The organism is Cytobacillus pseudoceanisediminis (assembly GCF_023516215.1).
GTDB classification, from domain to species: domain Bacteria; phylum Bacillota; class Bacilli; order Bacillales; family Cytobacillaceae; genus Cytobacillus; species Cytobacillus pseudoceanisediminis.
This window is the reverse complement of record NZ_CP097349.1, coordinates 4279609-4304083: the sequence shown is the minus strand read 5'-3', so window position 1 is coordinate 4304083 and position 24475 is coordinate 4279609. Positions and strand designations below refer to the sequence as shown.

Here is a 24475-nt window from a genome sequence, read left to right as displayed (position 1 = left end):
CCCCACTGATTGAAGTTCACTTTAACCCATAATCCGCTGATAAATGGACTTCGCCTGCGCTAAATCCTTTGTGCCATGAATAAGGGCGCGTCCGTCTTTAAAGAGGACAAGGCGCTGCTCCTCCATTTCGATGGAAAGCAGATACGGATTGCCTTTCACCTGGTAGCCAAGTGCTTTCAGCTGCCGTGCGATTTCAGCGAATTCGATTTCCTGCTCCTTTGGCGGGCGGATCTGAACAGTGTCCCTTCCGCAGAGAACAGTGGATTTCATCATATTTTCCGGCTGCAGATAAGGATATGTTCTTTCTGTTCCGCAAGATAAGCAGCCTTCATCCTTCGCTTTTGACACCTTCATGCTGGTGTACTGGTTTCGCCATAAATCAAAACTGACCATAGCGGTACGCACGGCTTCCCAGTCCTCAGCCAGAATTTTCAGCGCTTCAGCTGCCTGATGGGCGACGACCATTTGCACAGCTGGGGCAATGATTCCTCCGGTGTCACAAGTCATCCCCTGGATCGGAATCTTTTTCAGCAGGCAATTCATGCATGGCGTTTTCCCGGGAATGATTGTCATGCTCATGCCAAAGCTGCCGACACAGGCTCCATAAATCCATGGAATATTAAATTTTTGAGAGATATCATTAATGGTCATCCTGGTTTCAAAGTTATCGGTCGAATCCAGGATCAGATCCACCCCTTCAGCAAGCTCTTCCAGCTTTTCCGGAGTAGCATCGCCAATAATCGAGCGGATTTCGACCTCGCTATTAATTTGTTTTAGCCGTTTTTCTGCTGCGGCCGCTTTTGGCATTTTATCTAAGGCGTCGCTTTCTGCAAAAAGCTGCTGGCGCTGCAGGTTGCTTTCCTCGACATAATCCCGGTCAATGATCGTCAGTTTGGCGGCACCTGAACGCGCCATCAATTCCGCATTTCCCGAGCCAAGAGCGCCGGCACCGACTATCAGCACATGCTTGGAGCGGATTTTTTCCTGCCCCACTTTTCCAATAGGCGGAAACAAAGCCTGGCGAGAATACCTTTCAGACAATGCGCCCCCTCCTCTCTTGAAGCTGCCATTACCCTCCGCTGACTGGAGGGATAAAGGCGATTGTATCTCCGTCCTGAATGACTTCATCATCAGAAGCAAACTCTTCATTCACGGCTGCCATGACTGAATCAAGCTTCAGCCCGTAATTTTCCTCAAGCATCTGTTTCAGTTCAGAGATTGTTTTGCCGCTGACATCCTTTGTCAAAGACTCTTCTCCAACACGGTCCCGCAAATGGGCAAAAAACATAATTTTATTCATGTAAATCCTTCTCCTCCGGTTTTCCTTTTGGGTATGCCACTGTTTCCAGCTGATTGCCGATCCATTCTTCGCCATCTTCCCAATGTTCCTTTTTCCAAATCGGCACAATTTCTTTAATTCTTTCAATCGCATAGCGGTTTGCTTCATAAGCATCCGCACGGTGTGGAGTGGAAACGGCAATGACGACCGCTACATCGGTGATATCCAGCTTGCCTGTCCGGTGGGTAATTGCCACTTCTGCCCCGTTCCAGCGCTCTTTTATCTCGGTTCCGATCTGCTCCAGTTTTTTCACAGCCATTGATTCATATGCTTCATATATTAAGTAAAGTGTTTTTTTCCATGTGTCAGCTCGCGGACGGTTCCGATAAAGGTCGTAATCGCTCCCGCTTCCCGCTGCACCACTTTATCGATCACACTTTGGATATCGATCGGATCTTTAGAAATCTCAAAATTCATGGAATCACCTCTTTTTATTTGATTTTGACATAGACAGAGCCGGAATGGAAATGAATGCATTCTTATTTTGAGGCATCTTCGGCCAGTTTCAGTGCCTGCCGGTATTCATCAGGACGGTTCATGTTAAAAAAGTGCGCATCCCTATATAAAAACCCCATATTCTTAAGCTCTTCATCTTTTATGATTCTGCTATCTATTTCCTGCAGAAATTGGCGGATCCGCAGCTTATTTTCTCTCAATGCCAGCTCTGCTGCATCTTTTGCATCCTTTCGGTAAGCGGCAAAAAGCGGGTGAAGCTGCCCTCCGATTTCAAGTACGGATGCCTGATGCTGATCCAGCTGTTCAAGAAGAAGCCTGGCAAGCTCCCCGGATATGAATGGCATATCACAGGCCACAATCAGATTTTTTGGGTCCTGGATTCAGACAGGCCGGCATGGATTCCAGCCAGTGGCCCTTTTTCTTTCCAGCGGTCGCTCACAAGGGGAAGGCCGAGAAACTGATAATCTTCCTGTTTATTGGCTACGATGATGACATTGGGCAATATAGAAGACAGCTGATCGGCGATTCGTTCAATTACCGTTTTGCCGCCTATTTTCAGCAGGGCTTTATTCTCCCCCATCCGGCTTGAATGCCCTCCTGCCAAAATGATGCCTGTACTGCTCATTTTCCTCACCGTCTTTCAATGTATCTTATCGTTATCCTTTTATTTTACCATCTATTCCGGCCTGTTTCTTATACGAAGGCCGCTGGAGTTGGCAATATTGTGACGTTCAGCAGGATTTTTTTCTGAAGTTAATTTATGTGCGGATAGACGAAGTTTATGAGCGGATAAATTTTTTTACGTGCGGATAAGCGTGATTTATGTGTGCATAGCCTTTTTTATGTGCGTTCAAGTGATGTGCATCGTATTTTTGCCTAAAGGAGCGGTTAACTTAATGCTATCTGCAGTCCGTTATAGTTTTTACCTTTTTCAATTATTGTTATAATTAGAAAAAGATATCCAGCAGTACTTCAAGGAGGAACTATGCATATGACGATGAAAAAAGTAATGACCATTGCCGGTTCAGATACGAGCGGCGGCGCGGGAATCCAGGCAGACCTTAAGACATTCCAGGAGCTTGGCGTTTACGGGATGACTGCGCTGACTACCATTGTGACGATGGATCCTAAAAATAACTGGAGCCACAACGTGTTCCCGATTTCTACAGACATTCTGGAAACACAGATCGAAACGATCATATCTACAGGTATTGATGCGATGAAAACTGGCATGCTAGGTTCTGAAGAAGTGATTAAAATTGCGGCCAAGACCATTAAAGAAAACAGCCTGGACCATGTTATCATCGACCCGGTCATGGTCTGCAAAGGTGAAGATGAGCCGATTCATCCTGAATTGAACGAAGCATTAAGAGATTTGCTTGTGCCGCTTGCAACAGTGGTAACACCAAATTTATTTGAAGCATGGCAGCTGGCTAAAACAGGTCCAATCAAAACTGTGGAGGACATGAAAGAAGCGGCTGTCAAAATTCATGAACTTGGTGCGAAGTATGTATTAATCAAGGGCGGCAGCAAGCTTCAGCACGAAAAAGCCGTTGACCTTCTATATGATGGACAAGAGTTCACTCTTTATGAAAGCGAACGCGTTGAAACGACTTACACTCATGGCGCAGGCTGCACCTACTCTTCTGCAATCACAGCAGAAATCGCGAAAGGCAAACCTGTCAAAGAAGCGGTTCAAACAGCGAAGGATTTCATCACTGCCGCCATCAACCATGGCTTTAAGCTAAATGAGTATGTTGGCCCTACGATGCCTGGTGCTTACCGCAAATATAGCGCAGGCAGTCTTGATTCAGAATAAGCATGGTGAAACAGAGTCCGAGGGGCTCTGTTTTTTGCAATTGGCAATTCACCCGATAAAACGGGGATTTAGCGGATATATTGATTTTTTTCGCGGATAAAATTAAATTTCCGCGGTTATATTTGTTTTTTCGCGGATAATATAACAATTTCGCGGTTATATCTTTTTAGCACCCTTTCTGAGATTACTTTTTCGCTTTTCATTTCTTTTTTTAGTAAGATAAACATATAAATACCGTCTCAAACGAATATATGAAGATAAAACGGAAGGGGGACTATAGAGTGGAACCAGCAGTGAAAGAACACGTGCAAAAAGAGATTGACCGCTTTGCCAATAAAGAGGTCTTTATTCATCTGGAAACAACAAATGGAGCGTATGCTTCCCATTTTGATGAAAGCTTCTTTTCTTCAGGCGCCTATATCCGCAATGCCAAATTGGTTTATGAGCATGGAAAAATCACCGGAAAAGGCCCTTACCGGGTTGGATTGAAAATGAATTTTGGCTGGGTGTATGCTGAAGGAATTACCCACTTTGAAGTCGATAAAGAAGACAGGCTCCTTTTAGCCGGCCACGATTTCAGCGGCAAGCTTGCAGTCGCCCTGCAAATTAGTGAAAATCCTTTTGAATAAATAGGGGCTCAGAGGACATCAAATGGAAAGGAGCACGACCATGATGGAAAAGGAAAGACATGTACTCGTCATCTTCCCTCATCCGGACGATGAAGCATTTGGCGTTTCAGGAACGATTTCCTTACATATCGATAACGGCACACCTGTCACCTACGCATGCCTGACGCTTGGAGAAATGGGGCGCAATATGGGTAATCCCCCTTTTGCCACCAGGGAAACTCTGCCGAAAATCCGCAAAGAAGAGCTGGAGGAAGCAGCCAGGGTTCTGGGCATCCAGGACTTAAGAATGCTGGGGTACCGGGATAAAACCGTGGAGTTTGAGGATGAAGAAAAGCTCGCGAACAGACTAGGAGTCATCATCGGTGAGACAAACCCTTCCCTCATCATCACGTTCTATCCGGGATACGCTGTGCACCCGGATCATGACGCAACAGGCGCCGCTGTGATCCGTGCGGTAAAAGAGCTGCCTGCTGACAAGCGTCCGAAGGTTCACTGTGTCGCATTCTCCAATAACTGTGAGGAAGAAATCGGCCAGGCAGATATTGTCAATGACGTCAGTGCGGTTGCAGACCGGAAAGTTGCAGCGATCAAGGCACATGCCTCACAGACACAGCTGATGGCAGCGAATATGGAAGAAAGCATTAAAAAGCAAGAGCCTGAAGTATTGGCCAGAATGTATAAAGAACGTTTTTGGACCTATAAATTCTAAAGATAGAGCACGCCGCCTCTGGTTTCAGAGCGGCTTTTTAGTGTTTGTTTTTTCTGAATATTAACTACTTTCTGCCCATGAGCTTTCCCTATTATGATGTTAGAATTTCCTTAAGTATCTGCAAGCGATTTCATTTGCTTCTTGGTGCAATCGCTTGCACTACACCCTTACACACTTTAGCTAACCAATTATAGGGAGGGAATTTTATGGACAAATATAGGAAAGCTGGCATCTTGATCATGCTCCTAAGCCTGATTCTCAGTTTATTCACAGGAATTCACCCGCATTCATCCTCTGCCAGCACAGGCGAAAGTCCAGTAATAGACGGGAGTCAAGTTACTTTCTCCTATCAGGGAGAAGCTCAGCAGGTCCGGGTCGCCGGCAGTTTTACCGGCTGGCAAGATGGAGCATTGGCAATGACGAAAGGCGAAAACAATATATGGTCAAAGACTATTCATTTATCACCTGGAGTCTATGAATATAAATTTATTCTGGATGACGGCAATTGGATTGCCGATCCGGCAAATAGCAAGACTGGTAACGGAAACAGCTTACTGGCTATTAGCGGATTAACGACTGAAATGCCTGCTGATGCTGTAAAAGATACCCTGATTCCTCTTTCAGCCAAATTAGTACATAGCAACGGCACTATCGAAGATGTGCAGCCAGCCTGGAGATTAAAAACTGAAGCAAATGGCGTTGAGGTGAAAAATAATCAGCTGGCAATCTCCAATTCTGCTGAAGCAGGAAGCGTAACTGTCATTGGCGAATTCAATGGCTATACACTGGAGCATAGCTTCAGCATTATCGGTCAGATGAATAGCTATACAATAAACTACTGGCGCGATGACGGTGAGCAATTCAATTGGGATTTATGGGCATGGGAGGACGGAAAAAATGGCAAGGCTTACCCATTTACAAACCGGACAGAAGGATTTGCCCAAGCTGAGATTTCTGTTCCTTCGAGTAAAATCCATGTCATTCCCCGTCCCGGAAACTGGGATACTCAGGATGTTTCCAGAACCATCACCATGCCTGATGGCCAAAATGAGGCAGAAGTATGGCTCGCTGAGGGCGACCAAACCGTTTATTACTCAAAAGAGGAATTTGACGATCGGAATGCTGGAGATAACCGTCGTTTTATTGAGTTTACGTATGTAAGAGACAATCACGATTATGAAGGCTGGAACATTTGGACCTGGCAGACTGGCTTAAAGGATGGGCAGGCAGATTTTACCGAAGTCAATGACAAGGGGGCTGTTGCATTGATTGAAATTGGCCAGCAGAGTGAGCAAATGGGATTTGTGCTTCGCAAAGGAACAGGCTGGGATCAAAAGGATCCTTATGGAGCCGACCGCTATATTAAAACAGGGAATGACAAGTACACCAAGGTTATTGTCAAAAGCGGCCAGAGTGAATTCTATCAGGTCCCTTCTATTACGGGTCCTCTTCTAAACAATGGCAGTCTTACTCTTTATTTTAGAGATCCGGCGCTGTTCAAACAGGGAAAAATGGATTCGATTGAAAAGGTTCAGGCAAAGTTGAATGGACAGATTTATGATATGCAGTATTCCCTTAAGGAAGAACGTTTCTTTGTGACGATTGATCACTTAAAAGAAGGCACATACGAGTACTCTTTCCTTGTTACTAGAGATGGAGAGACTTCTGAAATAAAAGATCCTTTTAATGAAAAGTCATCCATCACCTATAAAAACCCAGCAGCAGAGATCAGAACTGACGTGAGTCCAAATAAAGTTTCATACAATGAAAATGCCGTTTTGTCTATTGAAACAATACTTTCAGATCCTGAGGTATCTATTAAAGAAGCTTACGCAGACCTATCTGCTATCGGCGGAAGCAGCAAAGTCAGTATTGACCCGGCATTAAATGCACACACCATTTCCATTGATCAATCTGTAACGGCAGGCATTAAGAAGCTGCCGATCACAGTGATTGATGAATATGGGAATTTTCATGCGGGAGAAGCTTCCGTTGAAGTCAAAACCCGCACCTTCAGCGGCAAAAAGGATGATTTTGATTGGGATGAAGCACGCATTTACTTTATGCTGACAGACCGCTTCAACAATGGAGATTCTACCAACGATGATCCAAACCATTCAAATTATGATACGTCCCATCTGGAAACCTATCATGGCGGGGATTTCCAGGGTGTGATTGAAAGACTGGATTATCTCGAGGACCTTGGCATTAACACGATTTGGATTACACCGATCGTCGACAACATCAATTGGGACCTGCGCCATGATAAAGATGGAAACCAATATGGCTATCATGGCTACTGGGCAAAGGATTTTACAAAATTGGATGAGCATCTTGGGGACATTAAGACATTCCAGGAACTTTTGGAAAAAGCGCATGACCGCGGCATAAAAGTGATGGTGGATGTGGTACTGAACCATACCGGATATGGATTAAAGGAAAACGATCCCTCCATTGGGCTTGGAATTCCCAACTTCCCTTCTGATGCTGACCGCGAGCGCTTTGCCGGCATGCTGCGGGATGGAGGAAATGATACCATCCGCGGCGAGCTGGCCGGATTGCCTGATTTTAAAACTGAGGAAGAAGAGGTCCGCAGACAAATTATTGACTGGCAGACAGACTGGCTTGAAAAAGCAAGAACAGACCGCGGGGATACGATTGACTACTTCCGTGTGGATACCGTTAAGCACGTGGAGCATACAACCTGGAAAGCATTTAAAAATGCCCTGACTGAAATCAGGCCTGACTTTAAAATCATCGGAGAATATTACGGCGGCCACATCGATGAACATGGAGGCTTTCTGAACAGCGGCGAAATGGATTCCATCCTCGATTTTGATTTTAAACATACCGCTGCTGATTTCATTAACGGCAAAATCGACGCAGCTGAAGCAAAATTGCAGGCTCGAAATGATAAGCTCTCAAATACGGCAGCTCTTGGCCAATTCTTAAGCAGCCATGATGAAGACGGCTTCCTGATCACAAGTGCGGGCAATGATTGGGGCAAAATGAAAATCGCATCTGCCCTCCAAATAACAGCAAAGGGACAGCCAGTTATCTATTATGGGGAAGAAATCGGCCTTTCCGGCAAACATGCAGGAGATATGGATAAAGGAGAATTTAATGAAAACCGCTATGACTTTGACTGGTCCCTAATCGGAAATGACATGCACAAGCACTACCAGAAGCTCCTTAACATCCGGAAAGATTACTCGGCAGTGTTTTCAAAAGGTACACGCGAAAAGCTCGCAGGCAGAGACGCTAATGGGTATTTAGTCTTTAACCGCTCCTATAACGGCATAAATGCTGTTGTAGGCATAAACACTATGACGGATAAAAAGAAAGTAACAGTAAAGGTCCCATTTGCCGCCGGCAGCAAGGTCATTGACCAATATTCCGGAAAGAAATATTCAGTGGACAAAAATCAGCAGATTAAAGTCAAACTGCCCGGCAGAAATGAGGGCGGTACGGTCATTCTAGTTTTGGATGAAAAAAGGGATTAATAAAGTCAGGGAGCCTCTCTAATGGAGAGGCTCCCTGTTTTACTGTTTAGCTCAAGGTACGACGAAAACCGTTAAAGGTGTGGGGGATAGTCAAGGCGCCTTGCGCTTTGCTTATTTCTCCATCATTTCCTTCAAATACTGAAGCTGGCTTCCATCTTCCCGCTTCACAATATTCACGATGAAACGCTTCGTTAATTTGGCGACAAGGCCGCTGGTTTTAACGTTTGCTTCCATCTCCACCTGCGTTCCTTCTTCTATTTCATGAAAATCATATTTATATTCTGTTATCAGTCCATTTGCATTGCTGCGGGTGGTATAGGTTCTGTCTTGTTCAAAATCAATAATTTCAATATCTGCACTGATTTTTTCCCTCTGACCATACGGGTTTCGATGAACCTTGTTCCTTTTCCGATCTCGCCCTCGGTCTGTTTTTCCACGTTCACAACAAACGGCATGAGTTCAGGGACATTTTCCATTTTAATCATATAATCGAATACTTCATGTACAGGTTTATTGATAATCTCACTGGAACGAAAATCAGCCATGCTTTGCACCTCAGAGTCATAGAGTCTATGACTCTATTATATAACAAAAAAGCCGGGCTGACTAAGAAAAGCGGAAGTGCGAACACAGACTGAGAACGCCATATCCTTCCAAAGGCTTGCACTTTTAGTCGTGCGATGATAAAGCTGCCGGAGCATTCCTTGTGGAGCAAGACAGTTCTCGAATTTCATATATGTTCTCACCTTAAAAAGCAACTCGCCCTTACAGCCTCTGATGGTAAAGGGAGCAGAATTTGCACCAGTCCACAATGACGATTTTTCTGCCTGTAATTTCGATGATTCCTTCTTTTTTCAGTCTGGAAAAAACCCGGCTGACACTTTCCCGGGATGTTCCGACAAGGGTGGAGAATTCCTGGACGGTTATGGGAAGCTCAAGATGCATCCGATTACAGTGGTTGGCGCCGAATTTTTCCGCGAGCCTTTCCAATGTCCGGACAGTTTTCGAGTACACATCAAGCAGGGCGATGTCCCTCAGAATAGAGGTCATATCACGCAGCGATTCACTCATATAGCGGATAATCTGAACAGCCATTTCCGGTGAATACAGAAGCTCCTGTTCCAGATCATCCGTGTTCAGAAAGTAGATTTCACCATCCTGCACCATTGTACCCGTCGCAGGATAGGTTTGGCCCGTCTGGTTAAAAAGGTTGGCTTCTGCAAAAATCTCGCCTTTTTTCTTAATGCAGACAATCAGTTCGTTGCCATGTTCATCCTGTTTCGTCAGCTTCACAATGCCGGAATGAACAAAGTAAACTCCTTTGGCGACATCATATTCAGACATAATTCTTTCGCCCTTCAAATAAGCTTTCTTAATAATTCGTTTATCGATCAGCTGTATGGATTCACTGGGGAGCTCTTTAAAAATTTCAATCTTGCCTAAAAATTCATCGATCAACGGTCTATGATCCTGCTTTTCATTTTCCATTCCCATCCCCCGCTTTTACATTTCTATTAGAAATATTTTAGCTAAGATGGGTTTAGGAAGAAGTGACTTAACTCACAAAAGCCTGCTCATTGCTTGAAATTCCATTTGTCGAAATTAATGAGTGATTACTCACTTTACAAATAGACTGTTTTCCCTTTATGATTGGTGTGAGTGATTACTCACTTTCTAGTTGAAAAGGAGTGAACCAATGAAAAATTCAATTGTTTCCATCCAAAATGTATCCAAGACTTATGGAAAGCACCAGGTTTTAAAAGGTATTAACCTTGAAATTTACGAGGGTGAAATTTTTGGCCTGCTCGGCCCATCTGGAGCCGGCAAGACGACGCTTGTTAAACAACTGGCAGGACTGGAGGTGCCAACACAGGGGGAAAACCATATTTTCAGCGAAAAAATGCCCCAGCTGGATTTGATCAAACGAATTGGCTATATGGCACAATCTGACGCTCTATATACTGACTTAACAGCAAAGGAAAATCTTGATTTTTTTGCAGCGCTGTATGGATTAAAAGGAAAAGAAAAAAGCAGCGGATGAATGAGGTAATGGAAATTGTTTCGTTAACTGACCATCTCGGCAAGCTGGTTTCTGATTATTCAGGGGGTATGAAAAGAAGACTTTCCCTTGCCATTTCCCTTCTGCATAGCCCTGGTCTCCTCATACTGGATGAACCTACTGTAGGAATCGATCCTGTCCTCAGAAAAAGCATCTGGGAATCTTTTAAAAGTCTGAAGGAAAACGGAACGACTATCCTGGTGACGACTCATGTTATGGATGAAGCTGGAAAGTGTGACAGACTTGGCATGATTAGAGACGGACAGCTCATTGCAGCTGGAACACCGGAAGAATTGATGCAGCAGACCAGCTCTGCCAATATTGAAGATGCCTTCCTGGCATATGGAGGTGCGCAAGTATGAGGATTATGGCCCTGGTTATACGGATACTCCGCCAGATTGTAAGAGATAAACGGACGATGGCTCTATTGATCTTCGCTCCTATCCTGGTCCTGACTATGCTTCACCTTGTGTTTAACGGAGATGAATATACGCCTGAAATTGGCCTCATTGATATCTCTGAAAAACTGGAATCTCAGCTTAACCTGGAAGATGCTAAACTCAAACACTATGATACGGAGAAGCTGGCAGAAAATGACCTATCAGACAAGAAGCTGGATGCGTATCTGGTGTTTGATCAGATGCCGCCATCAGTGGTTCTGGAAGGAAGCGATCCAAGTGTAAACGGAGCTGTGATGAAATGGGTTCAGGATGCACTGAAGCCTATACAGCAAAATGGAGAGAATCAGGAGATAAAGATCGATTATTTATTCGGCTCGGACGACATGGGGCAGTTTGATTATTTCGGGCCGATGCTGCTGGGATTCTTTGTCTTTTTCTTTGTATTCCTGATTGCCGGTGTTTCCTTTTTGAGAGAAAGAACAACCGGTACACTTGAGCGGCTCTTGACCAGTCCTCTCCGGAAATGGGAAATCGTTACGGGATATATCATGGGATTTGGGTTATTCACCATGATCCAGGCTGCCATCATCGCCTGGTATGCAATCTATGTGCTTGGCATGCTGATGGAAGGGTCTTTTGGCTATGTCCTGCTCATTACACTGCTTCTTTCGCTGACAGCATTGACTCTGGGAATCCTGCTGTCTTCCTTTGCCAATAATGAGCTGCAGATGATTCAATTTATACCGCTTATTGTGGTTCCCCAGATCTTTTTCTCGGGGTTATTCAATCTGGAGACCATATCAGAGTGGCTCAGCTGGATCGGTCCTTTTACGCCTTTATATTACGCGGCTGAAGCATTAAGAAATGTAATGGTGAGAGGATTTGGATGGGAAATGATTTATAAAGATCTGCTTATGCTGCTCGCTTTCTCATTGCTCTTTATGTTTCTGAATATCGCTGCTTTAAGACGGTACCGGAAAATTTAAAATTTCTTTTTGCATTTTCATTCCTTTATAATAAAGGTATAGATTTTGAACGTATAAAGGAGTTAACCATGCCAGAGCAGGATTCCATTTTAGAAGGATTATTTCAGGAAGAAGAAAGACTTACGGAGAAGCAGAAGAAAATTATCATGGCTGCGATTGAATCGTTTTCCGAAAAAGGCTATGCAGCCACTTCGACAAGTGAAATCGCCAAGAAGGCAGGAGTAGCCGAAGGAACCATCTTCAGACACTATAAAACAAAAAAGGATTTACTGATGGGGATTGTTTCCCCGATGATGGCGAAGCTGATTGCTCCCTTTGTCATCAAGGATCTATACAAAGTAATTAATCATAAATACGAACACTTTGAAGATTTTTTAAGAGCCATGATGGAAAACCGGATAGCGTTTCTGAAAAACAATATGCCTCTTATTAGGATCCTGATTCAGGAAATTCCGTTTCACCCTGAACTCAAGGAACAGTTTAAAGAGCATATCGCGATTAAAGTATTTGAACGCTTTGTTACTTTGGCTGAATATTATCAGAAAAAAGGCCAGATTATTGGTATTCCAGCCTATAGTGTAGTCAGAATGACCTTTACATCGATATTTGGCTTTTTAATCGCGAGGTATTTAATATTGCCTGAAGCCGATTGGGATGATGAAAAGGAAATCGAGCTGACCATTCAATTCATCATGCATGGACTTTCTGCTAAAGACTAAAGCCTGGCACAGCTGCCAGGCTTTTTATATATCCGAAAGCGGAATTTGATAGAGTTTGTCATCTTTATCAAGCGGATTGCCGCGTCCGTCCGTATTGTTGCTGATAAAATATAGCACATCCCCTTCAATAAAGACGTCCCGGATTCTTCCTAAGTTAGAAACAATTTTCCTGACGTTCTTTGTTTCCAGATCAAACTCAAGAACGGCACTGCCTCTTAAAGCGGCAGTGTAAAGCTTGCCTTTATAATAGGCCACCCCGGACGGAGCCCAGGTTTCGTCATCACCTGAGGTAAATAGCGGTGATTCCATTCCTTCCTTCTTTTCGGTCCCTTTTATGACGGGCCATCCGTAATTTTTACCGGGAAGGATCTTATTGATTTCATCATTGGCCGATGGGCCGTGCTCACTTTCATATAAAGTTCCATCCTCAGCCCATGCCAGCCCCTGCGGATTGCGGTGGCCGTAACTATAAACATAGGATCCGCTGAAAGGATTATCCCCCGGTACGCTCCCATCCAGATTCATTCTTAGGATTTTTCCTCCCAGAGAATTCACATCCTGAGCAATTTCAGGATCAGTGGCAGCATCGCCTGCAGTAGCATAAAGCTTTCCGTCAGGGCCAATTTCAAGCCTGCCGCCGTGGTGGAACTGCCCGCTCGGGATTTTATCGAGCAAAAGCCTCTCCTCTTTCCACGTTCCCTCTTGAAGCCCAAGGGTCACTATACGATTAAACTGACCTGAGGTGTTTTCATAGGTGTAATAGGCATATGCTTCATTTGATTGTGAAAAATCAGGTGCCAGCACAAATCCAAGCAATCCAGCTTCGGAAGCAGTAGAAAGTTTTTTCGCAAGTTCAACTTTTTGACGTTCTTTCTTGCCATCCTCTACTTTTACGATGCTGCCCTGCCTTTCCGTCATGTAAAAGGTTTCGCCTGTTTTGGCAATGGACCAGGGAATATCAAGCTCATCCGCCAGTATTTCCGGCTCTTCACCGGCAGGAAGGCTTGCCTCCTGATCCTCGACTTGTTTCCCGCTATTATTCCCGCCGGTACTTGAGCATCCAGCCAGCAGGCCAAAAACCAGTAACCCTGCACCTAACACCTTTTTCATCCAGCTTTCATCCCCCTTGAAATTTTACTTCAGGACTTCCCGGATTGCCTTGGCTACACCGCTGTCTTCATTTGCAGATGTCACCGCATCACATTGTGCTTTAATGATGTCATCGGCATTTCCCATGGCAACGGATCTTCCTGCACGTTTGAACATAGACAAATCATTATAATTATCGCCAATTGCCATTGTTTCCAGAAGTGAAATGCCTCTTTCTTTTACAAAAGCTTCAAGAGCAATCCCCTTTTGGGCGTTCACACTTGTCAGCTCCAGATTCTCATCCCCTGATGAACTTACAGCCATGCCTTCAAGCTTAAGCAAGTCTTCTTTGGCGGATACGAGAAAATCCGGTTCGAATGAGAAGGCCAGCAGCTTGTATATTTGGTGCTCGTCACTGTTGAAAAGCTCGTCATAGCTGTTCACTTTTCGCACCAGCCCTTTTGTAAAGCGTTCTTCCGCAGCTTTTGTCACTTCGTCAATATCCGCTTCTGGATTTCCGCTTAAAAAGATGTCGACAATGATGGAGACGCCGCGGTCTTCATCAATGGTGTATGTACCCTGGTTTGTGTATACCTCGAAATAAACGTTGTTCTGTACAAGGATATAGGCAGCTTTTTTAGCCAGGTCCTTATCGAGCGGATTGGAGGATACAACTTTTCCATCTGCAGCTCTCACTTCTGCCCCGTTTGCGCAAATAATCGGGCAGGAGATGCCGGCTTCATCGAGGACGAAGCTTGCTTCGAAGTAGGAGCGCCCGGTTGCGATGACTACTTCGACTCCTTTTTCCTGTGCTGTTTTAATGGCTTCGATATTTTCAGGCGTGATTTTCTGTGTGGCGGTTAAAAGCGTGCCGTCCATATCACTTGCAATGCATTTGATCATTATAATTTCACCTTCTGGCTGTAGTATTTTTACTGAAAAACTTATTTGCCATTCTATCATGTTCTTAGGGTTATTTTAAATAATTGCACTTCCCTGAAAAACTCTCTTACTTATTTTAGTTTATGTATGCTGCCCGTTGATTTCCGCTGCGGGCCCCCAGCAAACCCTCGGGGAGGAACGAGAGCCTCCTCCGCAGGACATTGATTATGCTTCCTCGGCTAAGCATAGCACGAAGGAAATGCGTCAGCATTTGCGAGGATCAAGAGTCCTCCACTGCAATCAACTCAGTGCTCCTAATTTAAATGATAAAAACCTAAGAGTCTAACCAATATACTTACTCCCCTCCCTAATGCTCAGCCTGGCAAGTGTGTTTGATTCAATAAACCTTTTAACTGATTCAGGGTTTGTTTTGGAGTATTCCCTGAGCGCCCAGCCGATGGCTTTTTGGATGAAGAATTCTTTGCTGTCATTGTTTAGCATAATATAGCGGTATAGCAGGTCTTCGTTTGTGCTGGTTTTGTATTTCAGCTGAAATAGGATGGCGGCCCTGCGGAGCCACATATTTTCGCTGGTCGCCCATCCCTCTATTTTTTCGGGGATGACTTCTGGATTTTTGGCCGCGATGGCGCCTGCTGGGTGGGCGGCAAGCATATCGACGGTATCCCACCAGGATTTCGTTGTGATCAGCTTTTCAACTAATGAGAGATGACTTTTGTCCAGTTTCCTTGTGAATTTCCCGATGTAGTCAAGGGCGGCAGCCTGGTATTCACGCTCTTCCAGATCCCATAAGGCTTCCACAAAATCCGGATTAAATTCCTGCTTCAGAAGGCCTGTCTCATTAAAATATTCCTTTAAAAGAGCTCTTCGTTCAGGCGCCTTAATTCCAAGAAAAGGAAAGTGGTCTTTAAGATAGCTTTGCATGGGGATTGCTTTTTCTATGTCTCTATTTTCCTCAAAAAGCTTTATTAATAATCGAATATCCATCTGAACACTCCTTTTTGCATCAACTTGGGGTTATGCTTCCCTATCCGAGTCCGGGTTCGGACTCGCTCTTCCCGATTTCTCCTTTTCCTGTCCGAAGAAGCCCGGTTCGGACTCACAGGGAAGCACCGGGTTCAGTTAATTTATCATTCCACATTCACCAACTGCCCTACACATTCTTCTCCATCTTCCATTCTCGAGGTCTCGTCAACATTAAGCTGATAATAGCGGTACACCTTCTTCCAAAAGCGGATAGCAGGCTCATTTCGTTTTAACTGCTCTATATAGTAGGTTCCCTTATATTCGCTGAACAATAGATCAATCGCTGTTTGCCCCACGTTTTTCCCTCTGAACGAGTTATACAGGAAAAAGTCATTGATGCAGTAATCTGCTTTTCTTAAAAAGGGTGCACGCAAAAGCAGCAGGAATCCTGCCAGTTTGCCATCAGCTTTAATGAGGTAAGGTTCTATGCCTTCTTTGTCCCAGATTAATGAAAAGGCGTCAAATTCGAATGTGCCTTCTTCATTTATCTCCAATGCATCAGTGTATTTTGTTAAATCGTGCAGATAGAAAGCATACATGTTTCTTACGATATCCCGGTCTTTCCATTCAGCTTTCACTATTTTAACGTCCATATCTCCTGTCTCCTTTCGATGTTTACTCTCCTAATTTAAGTGGCAGAAGCCTTTTAGACAACAATTATGTCAGAAAAGAAGGAATAGATCGAATTTTACAGAAAATATAATAGGTTAATAATTAAAATTGGGGGTTGCATCATGAAAGTACTGGTATCTTTCTTTAACCGCATTATGCAGCGTTATTTGCCTGATCCATTTTTATTTGTCATTATCCTAACCTTCGTTGTTTTTGGATTAGGTTTGATTTTCACAGATAATGGACCTTACCAAATGGTTCAGCATTGGGGAAATGGTTTTTGGGGCCTGCTGACTTTTTCCATGCAGATGGTGCTGGTTTTAGTCACTGGACACGTGCTGGCCAGCAGCACGATCTTTAAAAAAGGATTAGGTGCACTGGCATCATTAGCCAAGTCACCAGGCCAGGCTATCCTTATTGTGTCATTCGTATCGATGATTGCAAGCTTAATTAACTGGGGATTTGGCCTCGTGATTGGCGCCTTATTTGCTAAAGAGCTTGCCAAAAAAGTAAAAAATGTGGATTATCGCCTGTTGATTGCAAGCGCTTACGCCGGCTTCGTTGTCTGGCACGGAGGAATTTCAGGTTCGATTCCATTGACCATTGCTACACCTGGACACTTCTCTGAAGAGATGATTGGCGTCATCTCTACTGACCAGACCATCTTTGCCGGATTCAATATTTTCATTGTTGTCGCACTATTGTTGGTTTTGCCTTTTGTAAACCGTTTTATGATGCCGTCGAAAGAAGAGACCATTGTGGTCGATCCTGCTCTTCTTCAAGAAGACATCCAGGCAGCTTCAATTGAAAAAGAGGCGATGACACCTGCTGAACGCCTGGAAAACAGCCGTCTGATTTCCCTGCTTGCCGGAATTTTTGGTCTTGTTTTCTTATTTTATTATTTCGCTGCAAAGGGGTTTAACCTGAACCTTGATATCGTAAATTTCCTATTCCTGTTCCTCGGCATCCTTTTCCATGGAACACCTAAAAGGTTCCTCGAAGCTGTCCTCAATGCAGTGAAAGGGGCTAGCGGAATCATTATTCAGTTCCCGTTTTATGCCGGAATCATGGGCATGATGACTGCCTCAGGACTTGCTGCAGTTATGTCTGAAGCGTTTGTCAGCATTTCGAATGATTACACATTCCATTTCTTCGCGTTTTTAAGCGCGGGGCTTGTGAACTTCTTTGTTCCTTCAGGAGGAGGCCAGTGGGCGGTTCAGGCTCCGATTATGCTTGAAGCGGCTCAGTCAATGGGTGCCTCCATCCCTAAAACAGCCATGGCTGTCGCATGGGGTGATGCCTGGACCAACTTAATTCAGCCTTTCTGGGCCCTTCCGGCGCTCGCCATTGCAGGACTCAAAGCAAAGGACATCATGGGATTCTGTGTTCTGGCTCTGCTGGTCAGCGGGGTGATTATTTCAATAGGGTTTTTATTTTTCTAAAGTCAAGAGCATGGCATCCGCCATGCTCTTCTATTATGAGATAATGTGTATTATCTTAATTTAGATAACTGTCTAGCTCCAGCGCCTGCCCCCTTGGGGTCACAAGCCAATCCTCTCAGAAAGGCAAAGAACTCCTTTCCGTGAGGCCTGTCTTAGGCTTGAGGCCCGCAGGACAAGGAAGGCTTCTTCAGCATAATCATCGCACGACCAAAAGCGGCAGCTTTTGGGAGGATGCGGGTCATGCAGACGTTGCCACAGGACGTGGCGAGATCTTAGTCTGCGTTCCTTCGTGGGAATGGCGCTTCCGCTTTTCTCATGACATTCCATTATGATGATCATTTTTCATGTTATGCATATAAGACTCGATATAAGCTCTCTCTGACTCAGATACATGCTTTTCATTTTCTTCAGGGTCAAAATCGTCAATTCCATGCTTTTTATGCCACCAGTCCACAAACATTCCCGCTCCCAGCAATACTGCACAAAAGCCCAGCAAATATAGAATCAATTTGATCACCTCTCTATAGTATATCAATTTTTCAGAAAATATTGATATATTAGCCGAGCCTATTTTTAGGTAGGTGCAATTTATACTTTGACCGTTTCAGGCAGCTCCTGATAGCCCTCCTGATAAATGCGGCTGATGATGGATTCGATTGCAGGCTCTTCCACAGTTAAATCTTTGATATTATGTGTTTCAGTAATTTGGGCAATTAATTCCGAGGCGGACACTTCATCCCGGTTAAATCGGATCCAGAAGCGGCTTGCTTCTTCTTTAAACACCTCACGGCCCTTAAGCTGGAGGCTGTGAGATGATTCCTCCAGGTCAACGATGAGTGTCCTCGTTTTGCCAAAACGCTCTTTTACCACTGCGATTTCCCCGTCGTAAACCTTTTGCCCATGGTCAATGAGAATCATCCGCTCACAAAGTTTTTCGATATCCTCCATATCATGTGTGGTTAAAATGACGGTGATTTTGCGCTCATTATTAATCTCTTTAATAAATGTCCTCATTTTCTCCTTAGCGATGACATCCAGGCCAATCGTCGGTTCATCAAGAAATAGGATTGGCGGGTCATGCAGCAGGGATGCGGCAATATCAGCTCTCATCCTTTGCCCAAGAGACAGCTGGCGGACCGGAGTATTCAGGAATTCATCCAGCCCCAATATCTCTGTAAAGGTGTCCATGTTTTCCTTATACCGTTTAGCCGAAACCTGATAGATTTCCTTCAGCAGCTCAAACGATTCGATTGTAGGAAGATCCCACCAAAGCTGTGTTCTCTGGCCGAATACCACTCCGATATTCTTGGCATTTTCCTGCCTGTTTTCATAGGGAATGATGCCGTTTACCGTTACACTCCCTGAGCTTGGGACAAGAATGCCCGTAAGCATTTTGATGGTGGTGGATTTTCCGGCACCATTCGGTCCGATATAGCCGACCATTTCCCCTTCTCCGATCGAAAAGCTGATATCCTTCACTGCTTCCTTCTTAATATGTTCTCTTTTCACCAGGCTCTTCACAGCGCCGAGAAAGCCTGTCTCCCTCTTGGCAATCATAAAGTCCTTCATCAAATGTTCAACCTCTATAATCGGCAATTCCAGCCCTCCTAAACTATGTCATGAACCTGTACTCTTATACCTCTTTAAACCGAGCATCCAAATATAATAGGCTATGGCAAAAAAAACGATGCCGACAAGCGGCGAATAATACCCAATATTCTCAGGGAAAAATGGCGTTTCCTTTTCCAGAAGCACAGCCGCGGGAAAGTAATTCACAAAGCCGAATGGAACGACAAAAGCGGTAAACCATTGGACGGCTTTCGGATAGATGACCAGAGGATAATTGGTCAGATTTCGGGCCGGATACATGGCCACCCAGTAAAATTGCTCCGATTTTGTCGTCCAGAAAGCGAGGGCAGATATCATGACAAGCAGACCACCCTGGATGAGGATTCCCCCAACCACGGATAACAGCAGAAACAAACTTTTCCCGATGGTCCAATCCAGCTGCAGCTCAAAGCTGACCCAAATAAAAATGCCGATGCTGAAGATGAACTGTCCAAAAGATGCAACGTCAAACTTCATCGCCATGAAATGAAAAAATGGATTGATCGGCCTGACAAGGAAGCGGTCAAATGTGCCGTTTAAGATGTAGGTATCCAACCCCCTGAAATGAAAAAAGAGAATGATGCAGAATCCCCAGGATAAAACAGCGACAGCAAATAGAAACAGCATCTCGTAAAAGGTCCATGAGCCCAGTTCCTGAAACTGATAAAGCATGATCCACATCGTGACAGCAGTGCCTGTATAAGATGTGATCAGCCCGACAATCCTCATGACAAAGGCAAACCGGTACTGCAGCTGGGCCCTTACACCTGCGGAGATGAGCTTGAAATACAAATCCAAATATTTTAAAACACTCACACTCTATCCCCCCTGTACCACTACTTTTTGGGATGCGCGATTCCAGACAAACCTTAATAACAGATAACTGGCTGCAGCCCAAAATAATTGGACACCCAGGGAAAGCAGGATTTCAATTCCAGAGATTCTGCCTATAAAAATCGCATTTGGTATGTAATAGATCCCCTGAAACGGCAAGTAAAGCGCCATCTTTTCCAGCCAGCCCGGAAAAAACCACAGAGGAATGACTGACCCCGAAAGAAGGGACATGGCAAAGTAAAAGACATCGACAATCCCGCCTGTTTCAACGAGAAAAAAGGAAAGCAGCCCAAAAGACATTTCAATGCAATAGCGGATCAGGAATCCAATAAAAGCGGATACGATGAACAAAGCCCAAGTCTCCCAGCTAGAGGGCAATGTCAAATCCATAAAAATGAACATGACTGTATATAAAGGGAGCAGCGCTGTCAGTATGTAAAAGGCCACACTGCCAAAATCGGCAAAAAGATAGCGGAGCGGCACATCAAACGGCCTCATTAATTCCAGGGAAATATCTCCGGTCCGGACCTTCTCCTGGATTTCCCACAGCGGGGTGCCCGCCCCATTTACTCCAGATAAAAATTGGCTGACCACAATATATGTCAGCATGGACTCAAAGCTGACGCCGCCAGCTTCTTCCCTTCCGGCATATAAAGCAGTCCAAATTGAACCCCACATCAGCAGAAAAATAAGATTTGAGCCAAGCCGCGACCATACATCAAATCGATAAACGGCTGATCGAAGAAAGGCCTTCTTTGTGAAGGTCCAATATAACCGAAACCTGAACATCCGCACACCTGCTTTTTGATTTTTTTGATTATTTCATATTTTAACATAATATGGGATCTTAAAAATATGTTTGTTTTAGAAGTTTAAAAAGAAGGGAAACAGTGGAATTTAAGAGAAAGGGTTGGCTTTTTCAGGGGTTATGAATTAAAATAACATTTGGTTTATAAATATAAGAAAAAGGTGAATGATATTGTTTGATGCATCCAGAAAGAAGCATTCTTCTTCAGATCTAATAAAATTTCTCATACCTTCTTTAATTGGAATCAGCTTATTCATGGTTCCGATCAAATATCAAGGGGATATTACAATTCCTATAGCCATATTTTCAGGCTGGATCCAAAACCTGCTCGCAGACTATCTTCCTGAAATTATGACCTTTATTATTGTCATTACACTTTTGGGTACATTGCTGGCCAAATTCGCTAAGCCCGCTTTTATCGAAAAAAGCCCTTTTTTCAAGAACCTATTTGACGTTCCCTACATCTGGGCTGCAGCGAGATTTATAGGCGCTGTTTTTGCAGTTATTACCCTTTTTCAAATCGGTCCTGAACAGATCTGGTCTGAAAATACAGGCGGACTTCTCCTAAATGACCTTCTGCCGATCCTGTTCTCGGTCTTTTTATTTGCCGGGCTGTTCCTGCCTTTGCTGCTGAACTTCGGATTGCTTGAATTCTTTGGCGCACTTTTAACAAAAATCATGCGTCCTGTATTTAAGCTGCCTGGAAGGTCATCGATTGACTGTGTGGCATCCTGGCTTGGCGATGGGACCATTGGTGTTCTTCTAACCAGCAAACAGTATGAAGAAGGCTATTATACGAAAAGGGAAGCGGCCATTATTGGCACAACCTTTTCCGTCGTATCCATTACCTTCAGCCTTGTTGTTATTTCACAGGTGAATCTTGGCCATATGTTTGTGCCTTTTTACCTGACCATTACAGCAGCGGGATTCCTTTGCGCCATTATCAGCCCTAGAATCTGGCCCCTGTCCAGAAAGCCTGATACGTATTATAACGGCCAGGAATCCGAGCTTGATGAGAGCATCCCTGAAGGACACACATCAGCAAGCTGGGGACTCCAGCAGGCTGTTGCCAAAGCAAGCACAAATCAGAGCTTGAAAGCCTTCTTCCAGGATGGCGCCAAAAACATTCTGGATATGTGGATGGGTGTAGCCCCGATTGTCATGGCTTTGGGAACCTTGGCTCTGATTATCGCGGAGTATACTCCTGTTTTTGCTTATTTAGGAATGCCATTCATTCCATTGCTTGAATTGATGCAGGTACCGGAAGCAAAAGCCGCTTCGGAAACACTTGTGGTCGGATTTGCTGATATGTTCTTGCCTTCCGTTATCGGTGCAGGCATCGAAAGCGAAATGACACGATTTATCGTAGCTTCAGTATCCGTTACCCAGCTGATTTATATGTCAGAGGTGGGCGGACTTCTGCTTGGCTCTAAAATCCCTGTAACATTATGGGACCTGATTATTATCTTTATCCAAAGAACGCTTATTACTTTGCCGGTGATTGTGCTGGCTGCTCATATTCTTTTCTAAATGGTTTTCCATTGGGTTAATACTGAAAACCTGATATGACGGGAAGTGACCGATATATCAACATTTTAACCGATAACATTAGAAACCCGGCCGATTAACAAGGTGCAGCGGCTGCTATCAGTGTAGCAAGCGCTGATTTCTACAGATAAAAGAGGTATCCTGAAGCGGATACCTCTTTTTTATTAGCTTCCTTAATTTAAAAACATTGGAAAGAACGAATTCTTCTCAAGTCTGTTCCATAATACGTCCAGCGCCAGTTTCTCCAGCGCCAGCCGGCTACAGATGTTCTGCCGACAAAGGTCGGGAAGAACCAGAAGCTGTTTCCATTTTGCAGCCATATAAACGTATTGCGGAATAAGCAGCCTCTTATGGCACCGGGATCAACAGCAAACGTGCTTACCTGCTGCATCTGTGGTGTGAAGCTTGGCGGCGGCCCTGATGGCGGTCCATCCTGACCTCCGGGGCCTCCTCCGCCACCTGGAGGCCCAAATCCACCGCCAGGACCACCTGGAGGCGGTCCTGGCGGGAATCCTGGAATATTAAACCCGCCGCCCGGAAATCCCGGAATGGTGAATCCACCGCCTGATCCTCCGCCAGGAAAAATGCGTCCATGTTCATTCTGGTCATACATATATGGATAAAACGGATAATTTGTATAATCCATTGTGTGTGGTCTCCCTTCTATTCCCTTATTGAAACTTTCTCTGAAATCAGCAGCAGCTCAGAGCGGACCTTCTCTTTGATCCGGTCAACTACTGCAAAGTCCATGGCGCTTACATAGATGTTTTCCAGCGTGTCCCGCTGGGTTTTGGCCCGTGCCAGATAGGATATGGCTTCGGTCATTTTATTTTTATAACGGGTGCTGATATCCTTTAGCTGTTCAGCGTAAATTTCATCTGTGCCTGAATTGATCGTAACTTCATACATGTCGACGATTTCATCTCCATCACGATCCGGAAAATACTCATGCGGCGCCGTGCTGTCAAAAATAGCGAGGCCCAGCTCGCGAACGATGATCATATCCAGGCTGTGCGGATCGAACCCGCAATGATAGATTTCAATATCAAATCCGCGGCTTTCAGCTTCTGCTGCCAGCTTCTTAAGCATCGTTGACTTGCCGGAACCCGGACGCCCTTTAATGAAGTACCTTTTTTGAATATCCTCCGTAAGATTCGGCACGAAATCCACCGCTCCAATCGGAGTGGCTGCCCCTAAATAACGATGTTTCACAGATGGAGTTTTGTTCAATTTTGCATTTCCATAGAAGACGGAGATCAGCTTCTTGGTCAATTCATCCGCCTTCTGGAAATTCATATTTTCTATATAGATTTTCTCCCATTCATCATGGATTCTCAGTGCTTCGGCAAATGTGTCATAGGCCGCTGCAAAGGAATTGCTGATCTGACCAGACAGTAAAGTTATTTCTTCTCTTTTCGCAGCCAGCGCCCTTGAATCCCAAGCTTCTCCGAGATTAATATATTCTTCGACGGCTCCGGGTGCTTTCGGTTCAATCACATGCGGCGCTGTTCCGTCGACAATGCCTGCTTTTAAAGAAGGAATGATCACGCCATCGATTGATTGACTGTCAGATGAGCAATAAATGTATTCAAGGTCATAGCCCTTTTCGGACAGTTCCGCTCCGATTGCTTTCATCAGTGATGATTTGCCTGTTCCTGGGCCGCCTTTTAAAATGAATAAGCGATCAAGCCCCTGCAGGTTCGATTCGAATAGATTGTGGAACCCCCGGGCTGTATTCCCGCCGGCGAAGTATTTCAGTATTTTCCCAGCCATTCTTACACTTCCTTTCGAAATGCATTTTCACCTTACAGTATGCAAAGGGAGCAGGATGGGTGAAAGCCTATTTAGAAAAGCGGAAGCGCCTTGCCCATGAAGGAACGCAGACTAAGAACGCCACGTCCTGTGGCAACGTCTGCATGACCCCCATCCTGGGGGCCCCAAGCACAAGACGAGCCTCCCGAAAAGGCGTTCTTTGCCTTTTTGGGAGG

The 24475-nt window shown here is 44.7% G+C and carries 23 protein-coding genes and 3 pseudogenes; 9 read left to right on the top strand and 17 right to left on the bottom strand.

Annotated elements, in window-relative coordinates; genetic code table 11:
* Positions 1–21 precede the first annotated feature (21 nt).
* The 4 genes and pseudogenes from M5V91_RS23185 to mobA form a co-directional block, all read right to left on the bottom strand.
* Positions 22–1041, bottom strand: a complete 1020-nt coding sequence (locus M5V91_RS23185; RefSeq protein ID WP_217026008.1) for a thiazole biosynthesis adenylyltransferase ThiF — start codon at positions 1039–1041, stop codon at positions 22–24.
* A gap of 28 nt (positions 1042–1069) precedes the next feature.
* On the bottom strand, positions 1070–1300 hold the full coding sequence (gene moaD, locus M5V91_RS23180) for a molybdopterin converting factor subunit 1 (protein WP_019380562.1): 231 nt from the start codon (positions 1298–1300) through the stop codon (positions 1070–1072).
* Positions 1293–1756: pseudogene (locus tag M5V91_RS23175) on the bottom strand (molybdenum cofactor biosynthesis protein MoaE). The gene moaD and the pseudogene M5V91_RS23175 overlap by 8 nt, the downstream one beginning before the upstream one ends.
* Before the next feature lie 62 nt (positions 1757–1818).
* Positions 1819–2375, bottom strand: a pseudogene (gene mobA / locus M5V91_RS30685) (molybdenum cofactor guanylyltransferase).
* Between the two features lie 411 nt (positions 2376–2786).
* On the opposite strand from mobA, the gene pdxK reads away from it, so the two are divergent.
* The 4 genes from pdxK to M5V91_RS23145 all read left to right on the top strand — a co-directional run bounded on the left by pdxK (position 2787) and on the right by M5V91_RS23145 (position 8455).
* Entirely contained in the window at positions 2787–3614 is an 828-nt protein-coding gene (gene pdxK / locus M5V91_RS23160; RefSeq protein ID WP_251156332.1) for a pyridoxine/pyridoxal/pyridoxamine kinase, read from the top strand.
* Positions 3615–3895: 281 nt separating this feature from the next.
* Complete coding sequence (locus tag M5V91_RS23155; protein ID WP_251174334.1) at positions 3896–4243, top strand: YojF family protein; 348 nt, start codon at positions 3896–3898, stop codon at positions 4241–4243.
* Positions 4244–4286: 43 nt separating this feature from the next.
* A complete protein-coding gene (bshB2, locus tag M5V91_RS23150) occupies positions 4287–4952 on the top strand; it encodes a bacillithiol biosynthesis deacetylase BshB2 (RefSeq protein ID WP_026041611.1) in 666 nt (221 codons plus the stop codon).
* Between the two features lie 206 nt (positions 4953–5158).
* Positions 5159–8455: an alpha-amylase family glycosyl hydrolase gene (locus M5V91_RS23145; protein ID WP_019380555.1), complete on the top strand. Its 3297-nt coding sequence runs from the start codon at positions 5159–5161 to the stop codon at positions 8453–8455.
* A 111-nt stretch (positions 8456–8566) separates the two neighbouring features.
* Here the strand turns inward: M5V91_RS23145 and M5V91_RS31135 are convergent, their stop codons facing one another.
* From M5V91_RS31135 to M5V91_RS23130, 3 genes are all read right to left on the bottom strand, one after another.
* Positions 8567–8797, bottom strand: a complete 231-nt coding sequence (locus M5V91_RS31135; RefSeq protein WP_500797329.1) for an SRPBCC family protein — start codon at positions 8795–8797, stop codon at positions 8567–8569.
* The gene (locus M5V91_RS23135; RefSeq protein ID WP_284521514.1) at positions 8743–9000 is read right to left on the bottom strand and encodes an SRPBCC family protein; all 258 of its coding nucleotides are present in this window, start codon (positions 8998–9000) and stop codon (positions 8743–8745) included. Before M5V91_RS23135 ends, M5V91_RS31135 begins: the two co-directional genes overlap by 55 nt.
* Before the next feature lie 220 nt (positions 9001–9220).
* On the bottom strand, positions 9221–9943 hold the full coding sequence (locus M5V91_RS23130; protein ID WP_019380553.1) for a Crp/Fnr family transcriptional regulator: 723 nt from the start codon (positions 9941–9943) through the stop codon (positions 9221–9223).
* A 208-nt stretch (positions 9944–10151) separates the two neighbouring features.
* Between M5V91_RS23130 and M5V91_RS23125 the strand changes: the two are divergent.
* The 3 genes and pseudogenes from M5V91_RS23125 (at position 10152) to M5V91_RS23115 (ending at position 12620) form a co-directional block, all read left to right on the top strand.
* Positions 10152–10876: pseudogene (locus M5V91_RS23125) on the top strand (ABC transporter ATP-binding protein).
* Positions 10873–11901, top strand: a complete 1029-nt coding sequence (locus M5V91_RS23120) for an ABC transporter permease (protein ID WP_251174335.1) — start codon at positions 10873–10875, stop codon at positions 11899–11901. The pseudogene M5V91_RS23125 and the gene M5V91_RS23120 overlap by 4 nt, the downstream one beginning before the upstream one ends.
* A 68-nt stretch (positions 11902–11969) precedes the next feature.
* Positions 11970–12620 carry a TetR/AcrR family transcriptional regulator gene (locus tag M5V91_RS23115; RefSeq protein WP_019380551.1) on the top strand — a complete coding sequence of 217 codons (651 nt, stop codon included), beginning with the start codon at positions 11970–11972 and terminating at the stop codon, positions 12618–12620.
* Positions 12621–12644: 24 nt separating this feature from the next.
* Here the strand turns inward: M5V91_RS23115 and M5V91_RS23110 are convergent, their stop codons facing one another.
* The 4 genes from M5V91_RS23110 to M5V91_RS23095 form a co-directional block, all read right to left on the bottom strand.
* A complete protein-coding gene (locus M5V91_RS23110; protein ID WP_019380550.1) occupies positions 12645–13730 on the bottom strand; it encodes a PQQ-dependent sugar dehydrogenase in 1086 nt (361 codons plus the stop codon).
* Positions 13731–13754: 24 nt separating this feature from the next.
* On the bottom strand, positions 13755–14612 hold the full coding sequence (locus M5V91_RS23105; RefSeq protein WP_009332354.1) for a Cof-type HAD-IIB family hydrolase: 858 nt from the start codon (positions 14610–14612) through the stop codon (positions 13755–13757).
* Between the two features lie 321 nt (positions 14613–14933).
* Positions 14934–15596: a DNA alkylation repair protein gene (locus M5V91_RS23100; protein ID WP_019380548.1), complete on the bottom strand. Its 663-nt coding sequence runs from the start codon at positions 15594–15596 to the stop codon at positions 14934–14936.
* Between the two features lie 143 nt (positions 15597–15739).
* Positions 15740–16228 carry a GNAT family N-acetyltransferase gene (locus M5V91_RS23095; RefSeq protein ID WP_009332356.1) on the bottom strand — a complete coding sequence of 163 codons (489 nt, stop codon included), beginning with the start codon at positions 16226–16228 and terminating at the stop codon, positions 15740–15742.
* A 141-nt stretch (positions 16229–16369) separates the two neighbouring features.
* Between M5V91_RS23095 and M5V91_RS23090 the strand changes: the two genes are divergently transcribed.
* Complete coding sequence (locus M5V91_RS23090) at positions 16370–17689, top strand: short-chain fatty acid transporter (protein WP_251174337.1); 1320 nt, start codon at positions 16370–16372, stop codon at positions 17687–17689.
* Positions 17690–18002: 313 nt separating this feature from the next.
* On the opposite strand, the gene M5V91_RS23085 is transcribed toward M5V91_RS23090, so the two are convergent.
* The 4 genes from M5V91_RS23085 to M5V91_RS23070 form a co-directional block, all read right to left on the bottom strand.
* Entirely contained in the window at positions 18003–18206 is a 204-nt protein-coding gene (locus tag M5V91_RS23085) for a hypothetical protein (protein WP_162271992.1), read from the bottom strand.
* Between the two features lie 71 nt (positions 18207–18277).
* Positions 18278–19285 carry an ABC transporter ATP-binding protein gene (locus M5V91_RS23080; RefSeq protein ID WP_019380546.1) on the bottom strand — a complete coding sequence of 336 codons (1008 nt, stop codon included), beginning with the start codon at positions 19283–19285 and terminating at the stop codon, positions 18278–18280.
* A gap of 21 nt (positions 19286–19306) precedes the next feature.
* Positions 19307–20113 carry an ABC transporter permease gene (locus tag M5V91_RS23075; protein ID WP_009332360.1) on the bottom strand — a complete coding sequence of 269 codons (807 nt, stop codon included), beginning with the start codon at positions 20111–20113 and terminating at the stop codon, positions 19307–19309.
* Positions 20114–20116: 3 nt separating this feature from the next.
* The gene (locus M5V91_RS23070) at positions 20117–20920 is read right to left on the bottom strand and encodes an ABC transporter permease (RefSeq protein WP_019380545.1); all 804 of its coding nucleotides are present in this window, start codon (positions 20918–20920) and stop codon (positions 20117–20119) included.
* A gap of 184 nt (positions 20921–21104) precedes the next feature.
* Here M5V91_RS23070 and M5V91_RS23065 point away from each other — a divergent pair, with 184 nt between their 5' ends.
* Entirely contained in the window at positions 21105–22469 is a 1365-nt protein-coding gene (locus tag M5V91_RS23065; RefSeq protein ID WP_009332362.1) for a YjiH family protein, read from the top strand.
* A 196-nt stretch (positions 22470–22665) separates the two neighbouring features.
* Here the strand turns inward: M5V91_RS23065 and M5V91_RS23060 are convergent, their stop codons facing one another.
* A complete protein-coding gene (locus M5V91_RS23060) occupies positions 22666–23133 on the bottom strand; it encodes a hypothetical protein (RefSeq protein ID WP_071158237.1) in 468 nt (155 codons plus the stop codon).
* A gap of 17 nt (positions 23134–23150) precedes the next feature.
* On the bottom strand, positions 23151–24260 hold the full coding sequence (locus tag M5V91_RS23055; RefSeq protein WP_251174338.1) for a PRK06851 family protein: 1110 nt from the start codon (positions 24258–24260) through the stop codon (positions 23151–23153).
* Positions 24261–24475 lie beyond the last annotated feature (215 nt).

What these genes read in the sequence shown, in the direction of transcription:
- moaD (WP_019380562.1), bottom strand. Translation starts at nt 1,300, where the DNA reads ATGAATAAAATTATGTTTTTTGCCCATTTGCGGGACCGTGTTGGAGAA.
- pdxK (WP_251156332.1), top strand. Translation starts at nt 2,787, where the DNA reads ATGACGATGAAAAAAGTAATGACCATTGCCGGTTCAGATACGAGCGGC.
- bshB2 (WP_026041611.1), top strand. Translation starts at nt 4,287, where the DNA reads ATGGAAAAGGAAAGACATGTACTCGTCATCTTCCCTCATCCGGACGAT.
- M5V91_RS23145 (WP_019380555.1), top strand. Translation starts at nt 5,159, where the DNA reads ATGGACAAATATAGGAAAGCTGGCATCTTGATCATGCTCCTAAGCCTG.
- M5V91_RS23135 (WP_284521514.1), bottom strand. Translation starts at nt 9,000, where the DNA reads ATGGCTGATTTTCGTTCCAGTGAGATTATCAATAAACCTGTACATGAA.
- M5V91_RS23130 (WP_019380553.1), bottom strand. Translation starts at nt 9,943, where the DNA reads ATGGAAAATGAAAAGCAGGATCATAGACCGTTGATCGATGAATTTTTA.
- M5V91_RS23120 (WP_251174335.1), top strand. Translation starts at nt 10,873, where the DNA reads ATGAGGATTATGGCCCTGGTTATACGGATACTCCGCCAGATTGTAAGA.
- M5V91_RS23115 (WP_019380551.1), top strand. Translation starts at nt 11,970, where the DNA reads ATGCCAGAGCAGGATTCCATTTTAGAAGGATTATTTCAGGAAGAAGAA.
- M5V91_RS23110 (WP_019380550.1), bottom strand. Translation starts at nt 13,730, where the DNA reads ATGAAAAAGGTGTTAGGTGCAGGGTTACTGGTTTTTGGCCTGCTGGCT.
- M5V91_RS23105 (WP_009332354.1), bottom strand. Translation starts at nt 14,612, where the DNA reads ATGATCAAATGCATTGCAAGTGATATGGACGGCACGCTTTTAACCGCC.
- M5V91_RS23100 (WP_019380548.1), bottom strand. Translation starts at nt 15,596, where the DNA reads ATGGATATTCGATTATTAATAAAGCTTTTTGAGGAAAATAGAGACATA.
- M5V91_RS23095 (WP_009332356.1), bottom strand. Translation starts at nt 16,228, where the DNA reads ATGGACGTTAAAATAGTGAAAGCTGAATGGAAAGACCGGGATATCGTA.
- M5V91_RS23090 (WP_251174337.1), top strand. Translation starts at nt 16,370, where the DNA reads ATGAAAGTACTGGTATCTTTCTTTAACCGCATTATGCAGCGTTATTTG.
- M5V91_RS23070 (WP_019380545.1), bottom strand. Translation starts at nt 20,920, where the DNA reads ATGTTCAGGTTTCGGTTATATTGGACCTTCACAAAGAAGGCCTTTCTT.
- M5V91_RS23065 (WP_009332362.1), top strand. Translation starts at nt 21,105, where the DNA reads ATGATATTGTTTGATGCATCCAGAAAGAAGCATTCTTCTTCAGATCTA.
- M5V91_RS23060 (WP_071158237.1), bottom strand. Translation starts at nt 23,133, where the DNA reads ATGGATTATACAAATTATCCGTTTTATCCATATATGTATGACCAGAAT.
- M5V91_RS23055 (WP_251174338.1), bottom strand. Translation starts at nt 24,260, where the DNA reads ATGGCTGGGAAAATACTGAAATACTTCGCCGGCGGGAATACAGCCCGG.